The sequence below is a fragment of the Frankia sp. CeTa3Moorea genome (assembly GCF_978021225.1).
Map to the genome: position 1 here is coordinate 21027 of NZ_CDXDOR010000062.1, position 7432 is coordinate 28458.

The window sequence follows — 7432 nt, forward strand, 5'->3', positions numbered from 1 at the left end:
TTAACGGACGCCTTCGTTAGCAGGGTCAGCGGCTCCGGTTCCCCTTACGATACAGCGGCTTTCGGCCGTCAACGACATTGATCAGCAGTGATCGCCATCCGTGATCAACAGTCGTTGTTTGAGCAGTCCCCCCATGGCTCCCCCATGAAAGAGGGCGGTGCGGGACGGCGCTGCGCGTGTCCCGCTGGCCGGCGGCTCCGGGCGTCGACCGCGGGCGCACCTCTCGGTTGATCTATCGATCCCTGGCGACACACTTCCGTTCTGGGCTTCCAGATCTGTCGATATCTAGCGTTAGACTGTCGTAAAGTGTCGATAGGGCGCTGTGAGTCGATAGCGAGGAGGCGCCATGACGACTGACGGTCAGTTGGACCAGACCCCGTGCCAGTACCTGGTGTGGGGTGGCGACAGCGCGATTGACGGGCGGGCGTGATGGGCCGCGGCACCTTCCCGATCGGCCCGGAAGGCGCGACGGCCCGCAAGGGCCAGCTCGCCGTGATGGTCACTCGCAAAACATCGATGGCCGCGTCCGGCCCGGGGTCGTCGTGGACCGATGCGACGCTCATCCGCATTGAGTCCGCGACCCGCGACGGCCGGGAGATCCGGCGGTACAGCGACATCACCCGAGGCGACGACCAGCCCACCCTCGGAGTGCGGTGGGCAACCGGGCTCCAGGCGATCGTCGACGCCTCCCATCTCGACCCGGAGAAGGTCGTCGAGATCGCCCGCGCTCACACCTACCCGGGCCACCCGGATCAGCCGGCCCCTTGGGGGTCACTGGAGGAGGCGCGCGAGGCACTGCGCCCCGCGCGCCGGAAGGTCGATACGTGATGACCGTACGCCTGACCCTCACCCCGGCGGTCGTCGCCGCCGATCCCGACCTCTACATCCCGCACGATGGCCGATACCACAAGCTTGCGTACGCCACAAGCTGCCCGCACGGCTATCGGCTCACCGATTCCTGCCCGGGGTGCGACCACGACGCCGAGGAGGCTGACGAGTGACGCTCAACCTGGACACCCGCATGACCGTTCGGCGCTGGACGCACGCCGGTCACGCCCTGTTTCTCGACCGCGTTCGATTGGCATCCGGCATGGGCGTAGCCGGCTACGAAGTCATCTACCGCCCCGACCCATTCGCCCGCATGCCGCAGTACGTGACGCGGCAAGAGGTTCTGGCGAGCGAACAAGATCGCGACGAGGCCGTCCGGATCGCCGAGAAGGCCGTCGACGAACGTCAGGATCTGACGCCGCCAGATCCTGACGCGACCGAACGGTGGCGCCGGGGGCTTGACCGCGAGGCCGGGATCACAGGCTTCCTTGGCCACGAGGAGCTCGCAGCCCTCGACGTCGTGCCGTTGCGGCTCGATCTGCACCGTCCGCCGCTGCCGGATGACGGGCTCCAGATCGACCGTGACGACGACGGGACCTGGCGGACGTTCCAGATCCGCTACCCGACTTCGACGCTGACCCCCGGCCACGTGACCAACATCGAGGCGTACTGGGCCACGCACGCCCTGCGCGAGGTCGCGCAATGGTCCACCACTATCGACATCCGGATCAAGGACGACCGCCCCGAGGTCTCATACGCCGAGACCGACCGGGCGATTCTTGTCGGAAGCGTTGACGCCGTCGACAAGCGGTTCGCGCAGTGGCGTAGCGGTCCCGAAGGGATGGCCCCCGAGCGGGTCGAGTCCGTGCGGGGCGTGAACGGGCTGGTCATCGCCCGCAAGGGGCGTGACTGGAGCCTCAACGTCGAGGCGAGCGGCTGGAGCCTGACGGGCTACAGCATCCGCTTGATGGCCAAGGCCCGTGCCGCAGCAAAGGTACTCGCCACGATGGCGGACTGGGCAAACCTGCCCCTGTACGCCATCCGGACCTTCCCCCTGTTCCGGCAAGAGATCGACCTCGTGCGCTATGAGGCGATCGACATGCCCGACCTGGCCAAGCGGGTCCAAGACCAGATCAGCCGGGCCCGCGCGAAGGCGGCGGCATGAGCACCGTCGATGGCGCGGCCCCTTGCGGGAAATGTGCCTGCTCGCCGTTCGACCACGAACCAATCGAGGTCGACGACTCAATCCGATTCGCGGGCGCCTGTATGGGCGGGCAATGCGACTGCCCCGAGTACGTGCAGGGCGAGATCCCGCTCGCGTGCTGCACCGGGTGCGGACGCTACGGCATTCCGCACGCCCACAACGGCATCCGGTTCGACGGACTCACTTCCTACGAAGGAGAACGACTCTGCCCCTGGTGCATCAGGGAGTTCGACGAGCGAAAGCGCGAGGAGCGGGCCGGGTTCGGCGCCGGCCTCGATGAAAATCTGATGTTCGAGGACGAACGGCGGATGTGGGACGCGGATGTGGGACTGCGAAGCCAAAGGCGATTGGCGGAATTGGTGGGCACAGAAGAAGCAGATCCGATCCGAGGGGTCTCATGACGGACATTGAGCCGCGATTCCTGGAGCATCGGGAGCGCGATCCATGGCGGGGCTACAAGGCGTACGTCTGCATCGGCGGAGCCGACAGGGACTGTCTCAACGGCGAGACCGAGCGGTACAGCGTCTACGGCGTTCGTGGCGACCAGATCCTCGTCGAACGCGAGTCGACCATTCTCCGCAATGGATCCATACGCGGGTGGAGGTCCTTTGTAGACCGTGACGGTCCCTACTACTGGAGGCCGCGAGAGGATTTCTCCTACGTCGCGGTTCCGCCTTTTGATGATGAAGCCAACGAGCGGCGACTCGCTGAACTTCGCGTCCGTTTCAACTGGCAAGACGTCTGATGACCGACCACTGCGCCGCTCCCTGCGACACCTGCGGCGCGACCGTCTCCGACCACAAGAGGGTCTGGTTCGACGAGCCAGGCTACTGGGCGACCGACCCCCACACCTACGGACTCGTCTACGTCGAACCAAACGCCATCGGCTGCACCCGGTTCACACCCCCAGGAGATCCCTCATGACCGCAGCGGTACATGCCGCCCTGGACGCGGTACGCCGCGTCGCCGATGGACTAGATGCCGGCCGGTACCGGACCAAGGCGGGCCGCCTGGACGTCCACGCCGTCTGGCGCGAGCTGTACCCCACGGGGTTGGAGTTCGGCCCCGAGAGCTCCAAGGCGACCAGGCTGGTGTTCGGCACCTGGTCCCGCATCGCCGACGTGAACAACCTGTCGGGATACGCCCATCGGCACTACCCGAACAATCCAGCGGACCTCGTGACCCATCTGCGTGGGATGGAACTCGTCCTGGATCTACACGCCCGCATCGGGCGTGACCTGCTCGCCGAGGCGCTCGACCGGGCCAAACGTGTCAAGCAGCAGGCCGGGTCCCGCGCGATCAACGCCGGCCTGGCCGCGGACCGCAGGGTGCGGGAGGTGCAGGACGCCCTCGACCGTGTCCTCAGCGAGCTACTCCGCCGGGGTATCGCCACCGACCTCGTCCCCGACTCGTGGCGCTCGTCGCGCCCCGAGCTGGTCGCGGAGGCCGAGATGCGCGCCGGCTGGCCCGAGAACATCGCCCTCGCGGCACGCTGCCGAGAACTGGAGGAGGCGCTGTATCGCGCCCAGTACCGCGAGGGCGAGGCGCACCAGCGCCGAATCGATGCCGATCAGTCCCGCGACCAGTGGATCGCCATCGCGATCGGCCTCGGGTACGAGTGGGGCAGCGGCCGAGGGTCGGGGCTCATGGATGCCGTCTCACCCGAACTGCTCGCCGAGCGGTCCCGGGAGCGCGGCGCCGAGCGCGCGGCGATGGCCGAGCGGGAGGCCCGCAAGGACCCCGAGGAAGAGATCAACACCTGGCGCAGCCGCGCCACCGCGCTCGCCCGCGTCGTCCGACGCCTTCCCCGGCTCCCCGCGCGGCCGTCAAAGCTGTCCAGTGGAGAGATCGGCGGTCTGGCCTGGGCGATAAATCCCCGGCAGACGGACTTCCCCGTCACCCAGGGCGAACCAGTCGCCCTCCCAGCCGCCGTCGTTGGCGAGGTCTGCCGGCGCCACATCGAGAACGTCGCGGATCTGCATGCCTTGCACGCGCGAGTCATCGGCAAGACCTTCGACGCGGACCGCTTTCGCGAGCGCGCGCTCGAATCCTTGGGGGTCGGCGAGAAGCCGGTGGCGACGGACGGTGCGGCATGACTGGCCTCCCGGTCGTACTCGGTGGCCCGTCCGAGCCGGTTGTCACGGTCCGGGCCGACGACGTCCAAAGGAACCGTCCACGCGGACGGCTGGGCCTGGTGGATCCAGGAGGCGGCCCGGTGACGGCTGTCACCGGGCCGATCCGGGACGTACCACGCGAGGTGGAGGGCTGCCGGGTCGCAGGTGCGGTTGTCCTGCGGCATGCCCCCGAGGGGTGTCCGACCTGCGTCGCGATCCTGGACCGCTCGGGCCATGGGGAGACGGGGGAGGAGCAGTATCTGGGCCGCCTGCACCCCTACGTCGTACTGGCCCTGGATGTCCGGACCGGGCAGACCCGCGACCGGGTCACCCGCACCTTTCCGAACGAAGCCGTCGAGGCCGCATGGACGCTCACCTTCACCTACGGCGGCACCGACCAGGCCGCGATGGCGTTCCTGCCGGCCGAGCGGGACCGGCGGGTGACCCGGTGAGCGGAATTATCTGGCCCGACCCTGCCTCGGCTCCGGACCGCGATCCGTGCCCGGGTTGCCCGGCGGGCGAACAGGTCGGCGGCGGCACCTGTTATACCCACCGCGCACGGGACACCATGGGCGCTGGGCCTATTGACGATGACTACGGGACACCGATTCCCAGTACCGGTGTGGACCTCGTCATCGAATGGATCATGGGTAGATCGCCTCGGGGTAGATCCTCATGAGCGCCCCCGCGCGTACCGAGACCGCCCCAAGCGAAGCCGACCGCCTCGGCCGGTGGGGCGACGCCTGGCGCATCCAGCGCCGCATGGCCGGCGGGTGCCGCTACTGCGGCAACGGCGGCCCGGGCGGAGACCACCGGCTCACGACCTGTCGCGCCTGTGGGATGCGGGTATACCTCTACCCGAGCGAGTGCCCGATCTGTTTTGTCGGACTACTGGACGGCGTGGCCTATGCGCTCGGCTCCAGGCCGATCTGCGGGTACGCAAAGTGCGTCCAGGTGGCCGTGGCGAAGGCCCCGCGCGTGCGCTTCGTGCGACCGAAGGAGCTACTGGCCGGCGAGCGCGTAAGCCTGGGGGAGATCATTCGTAGGCGGGCCGAGCGAGCCCGAATGACCGGGCGGTCCGAGCCGAGGATCCCGAGTTACTGGGTGTGGGTGCCGGGGGTGAGCTCGTGAACGCGCCCGGATACACCGAGGCCGGAGTGTCGAACTTCCTGACACCCGAGCACATGGAGCGGCTTGGCCGTGGTGGGGCGGGGCGGTACGTCTACGAGCCGGACCGCGGCGGCCGCATCCCGGCCGAGTTGCGGCGGTGGGCGAAATGACGCTCAAAGAGGGGATCGCGCCTGGCGCCGACCCCGACCTCGGCGACTACGACCTCATCCTGGCGAACTCCAGCGCGGGCAAGGACTCGCAGGCCACGCTGGACGTAGTCGCCCAGGCCGCCCGCGAGGCCGGGGCCACGGACAGGGTGATCGTGGTTCACGCTGACCTTGGCCGCATGGAGTGGCCCGGGACGCGGGAGCTCGCGGCTGAGCACGCCGCCCACTACGGACTGCCGATCCGGATTGTCCGCCGCGAGATCGTCGACGCATCTACGGGCGAGCGGCGACCGCAGGATCTCCTGGAGCAGATCGAGGGAAGGCGCCGGTGGCCGGATGCCGCCCGCCGTTACTGCACCTCCGACCACAAGCGGGCACCGGCCTACCGGCTCATGACCGCGCTGGTTCGCGAGTGCCAGCACTTCGGACGCCCGGTGCGCATCCTGAACGTCTTCGGGTTCCGCGCCGAGGAGTCCCCGGCGCGTGCGAGTAGGAGCCCGTACCGGCACGACTCCCGTGCGTCGAATGGCCGCCGGCATGTCGACGAGTGGCTGCCGATCCACGGCTGGACGACGGCCCAGGTGTGGCGGCGGATCGCGGCGGCCGGCACCCGGCCCACCCCGCGTACGCCGCGGGGATGCCTCGGCTGTCCTGCCGTTTCTGCGTCCTCGCCTCCCGTTCGGCGCTTGTTCGTTCGGCGCAGCTCAACCCCGAACTGGCCCGCGAGTACGCGGAGGTCGAGGCGCGCATCGGCCACACCTTCCGCCGCGACCTGTCCATGGCCGAGATCGTCACCCAAGCCCGGTCGCATCCGGGCCTCAGAAAGGAGCACGCGACATGACGGTGACCACCATCGAGCCCGGCAATGTCGCCGGAGGCGGGGGGCGCACACCCCGGCATCTACCGCCTCGGGTTGATCCTCATGCGCCAGCGAGCCGAGCTGGCGGGCAAGCGCACCCCATGCGAACGGGGGCCACGAGAAAGCAGTACACGACAGAAGGAGACGAGATGACCCAGGAGACCCAGGAAGGCGAGTTCTGGAAGGCGGATGTCGCCTGTAAGACCGCCCATGCCCGGATGTGGGCAACCGGGCAATACCTGGGCGATGACCATCCGACCATGAGGCAGGTGTTCGGGCTCGGCGACGAGTGCCGCACGCGCGTCGCCGAACTGGAGGACCGTTCCCGCGGCATGGAGCGGGTCTTCACCCTCGAAGACCTCGTCGGGATCGTCGAGGCCACCGAGGGGCAGGAGCCCTGCCGCGAGATCGCCGACGCCGCCCGCGCAGCCTCCGCGCTGCGGGTGCTCAACACCGACGTCTACCTGCGGGACGAGGAGGACCTCCAGCCGGGAGTCGAGCTGCGCGAAGTCGGCGTCTACGCCGATGAGGCGGCCTGACCAGCTCATCCATCCGCCATACAACAAAAGAGATCATCCATGGCCGGAGACACGATCATCACCATCATCGGAAACCTGGCGACCGACCCCGAGGTTCGGTTCACCCCGAACGGTGCCGCGGTCGCCAGCTTCACCGTCGCCTCCACCCCCCGCGTGCTGGACCGGCAGACGAACGAGTGGCGCGACGGCGAGGCGCTGTTCCTGCGCTGTTCCATCTGGCGGCAGCCCGCCGAACACGTCGCCGAGTCCCTGTCCAAGGGCGCTCGGGTCATCGTCACCGGCCGGCTCAAGCAGCGCTCGTACGAGACCCGCGAGGGGGAGAAGCGCACCGTCGTCGAGGTCGACGTCGAGGAAATCGGCCCCAGCTTGAAGTTCGCCACGGCGAAGGTCGTCCGCGCCACCCGCGGCACCGCCGCCCCGACCGGCCCGCCTGCCGACGACACGTGGTCGACCCCCGCCGGCCCGGCACCGGCCGAACCGCCGTTCTGACCCGCCCGGTTCGTGGCTGCGGTCGGCCCCCGATGCGTCCAGCCAAACCCGACGGGGCCGGCCCGCCGCCGTCCTCACCATGGCCGCGGTCGCGATCCACCAATGCCCCACCGCCCTCGCCC

General features: G+C 68.9%; 13 protein-coding genes and 1 pseudogene. All 14 read left to right on the forward strand.

Translation table 11 applies throughout. The annotated features are described in order from the left end of the window. The first annotated feature begins 429 nt into the window (after positions 1–429). The gene (locus tag AC08OV_RS12965) at positions 430–828 is read left to right on the forward strand and encodes a hypothetical protein (RefSeq protein WP_476612795.1); all 399 of its coding nucleotides are present in this window, start codon (positions 430–432) and stop codon (positions 826–828) included. Further along, positions 828–1001: a hypothetical protein gene (locus AC08OV_RS12970; RefSeq protein WP_476612794.1), complete on the forward strand. Its 174-nt coding sequence runs from the start codon at positions 828–830 to the stop codon at positions 999–1001. The genes AC08OV_RS12965 and AC08OV_RS12970 overlap by 1 nt, the downstream gene beginning before the upstream one ends. Further along, positions 998–1993 (forward strand): hypothetical protein, encoded by a 996-nt coding sequence (locus tag AC08OV_RS12975; protein ID WP_476612793.1) that lies wholly within the window; start codon positions 998–1000, stop codon positions 1991–1993. The genes AC08OV_RS12970 and AC08OV_RS12975 overlap by 4 nt, the downstream gene beginning before the upstream one ends. Beyond that, positions 1990–2433, forward strand: coding sequence for a hypothetical protein (locus AC08OV_RS12980; RefSeq protein WP_476612792.1), 444 nt, complete (start codon positions 1990–1992; stop codon positions 2431–2433). Before AC08OV_RS12975 ends, AC08OV_RS12980 begins: the two co-directional genes overlap by 4 nt. Continuing rightward, positions 2430–2777 carry a hypothetical protein gene (locus AC08OV_RS12985; RefSeq protein WP_476612791.1) on the forward strand — a complete coding sequence of 116 codons (348 nt, stop codon included), beginning with the start codon at positions 2430–2432 and terminating at the stop codon, positions 2775–2777. The genes AC08OV_RS12980 and AC08OV_RS12985 overlap by 4 nt, the downstream gene beginning before the upstream one ends. Then, positions 2777–2956, forward strand: coding sequence for a hypothetical protein (locus tag AC08OV_RS12990; protein ID WP_476612790.1), 180 nt, complete (start codon positions 2777–2779; stop codon positions 2954–2956). Before AC08OV_RS12985 ends, AC08OV_RS12990 begins: the two co-directional genes overlap by 1 nt. Then, a complete protein-coding gene (locus AC08OV_RS12995; protein WP_476612789.1) occupies positions 2953–4128 on the forward strand; it encodes a hypothetical protein in 1176 nt (391 codons plus the stop codon). Before AC08OV_RS12990 ends, AC08OV_RS12995 begins: the two co-directional genes overlap by 4 nt. Then, positions 4125–4598 (forward strand): hypothetical protein, encoded by a 474-nt coding sequence (locus tag AC08OV_RS13000; RefSeq protein ID WP_476619720.1) that lies wholly within the window; start codon positions 4125–4127, stop codon positions 4596–4598. The genes AC08OV_RS12995 and AC08OV_RS13000 overlap by 4 nt, the downstream gene beginning before the upstream one ends. Positions 4599–4821: 223 nt before the next feature. Continuing rightward, positions 4822–5277, forward strand: coding sequence for a hypothetical protein (locus AC08OV_RS13005; RefSeq protein WP_476612787.1), 456 nt, complete (start codon positions 4822–4824; stop codon positions 5275–5277). Beyond that, positions 5274–5426 (forward strand): hypothetical protein, encoded by a 153-nt coding sequence (locus AC08OV_RS13010; RefSeq protein ID WP_476612786.1) that lies wholly within the window; start codon positions 5274–5276, stop codon positions 5424–5426. The genes AC08OV_RS13005 and AC08OV_RS13010 overlap by 4 nt, the downstream gene beginning before the upstream one ends. Next, positions 5423–5977: pseudogene (locus tag AC08OV_RS13015) on the forward strand (adenine nucleotide alpha hydrolase family protein); the annotation flags it as partial. The gene AC08OV_RS13010 and the pseudogene AC08OV_RS13015, both read left to right, overlap by 4 nt. Positions 5978–6006: 29 nt before the next feature. Beyond that, positions 6007–6264, forward strand: coding sequence for a hypothetical protein (locus AC08OV_RS13020; RefSeq protein ID WP_476619722.1), 258 nt, complete (start codon positions 6007–6009; stop codon positions 6262–6264). 167 nt (positions 6265–6431) lie between these two features. After that, positions 6432–6821, forward strand: a complete 390-nt coding sequence (locus tag AC08OV_RS13025) for a hypothetical protein (protein ID WP_476612785.1) — start codon at positions 6432–6434, stop codon at positions 6819–6821. A gap of 39 nt (positions 6822–6860) precedes the next feature. After that, positions 6861–7310 (forward strand): single-stranded DNA-binding protein, encoded by a 450-nt coding sequence (locus tag AC08OV_RS13030; RefSeq protein ID WP_476612784.1) that lies wholly within the window; start codon positions 6861–6863, stop codon positions 7308–7310. Positions 7311–7432: the final 122 nt, after the last annotated feature.

Excerpts from the sequence above, each read along its gene's own strand:
- AC08OV_RS12965 (WP_476612795.1), top strand. The coding sequence starts at position 430 with ATGGGCCGCGGCACCTTCCCGATCGGCCCGGAAGGCGCGACGGCCCGC.
- AC08OV_RS12970 (WP_476612794.1), top strand. The coding sequence starts at position 828 with ATGACCGTACGCCTGACCCTCACCCCGGCGGTCGTCGCCGCCGATCCC.
- AC08OV_RS12980 (WP_476612792.1), top strand. The coding sequence starts at position 1,990 with ATGAGCACCGTCGATGGCGCGGCCCCTTGCGGGAAATGTGCCTGCTCG.
- AC08OV_RS12985 (WP_476612791.1), top strand. The coding sequence starts at position 2,430 with ATGACGGACATTGAGCCGCGATTCCTGGAGCATCGGGAGCGCGATCCA.
- AC08OV_RS12990 (WP_476612790.1), top strand. The coding sequence starts at position 2,777 with ATGACCGACCACTGCGCCGCTCCCTGCGACACCTGCGGCGCGACCGTC.
- AC08OV_RS12995 (WP_476612789.1), top strand. The coding sequence starts at position 2,953 with ATGACCGCAGCGGTACATGCCGCCCTGGACGCGGTACGCCGCGTCGCC.
- AC08OV_RS13000 (WP_476619720.1), top strand. The coding sequence starts at position 4,125 with ATGACTGGCCTCCCGGTCGTACTCGGTGGCCCGTCCGAGCCGGTTGTC.
- AC08OV_RS13005 (WP_476612787.1), top strand. The coding sequence starts at position 4,822 with ATGAGCGCCCCCGCGCGTACCGAGACCGCCCCAAGCGAAGCCGACCGC.
- AC08OV_RS13025 (WP_476612785.1), top strand. The coding sequence starts at position 6,432 with ATGACCCAGGAGACCCAGGAAGGCGAGTTCTGGAAGGCGGATGTCGCC.
- AC08OV_RS13030 (WP_476612784.1), top strand. The coding sequence starts at position 6,861 with ATGGCCGGAGACACGATCATCACCATCATCGGAAACCTGGCGACCGAC.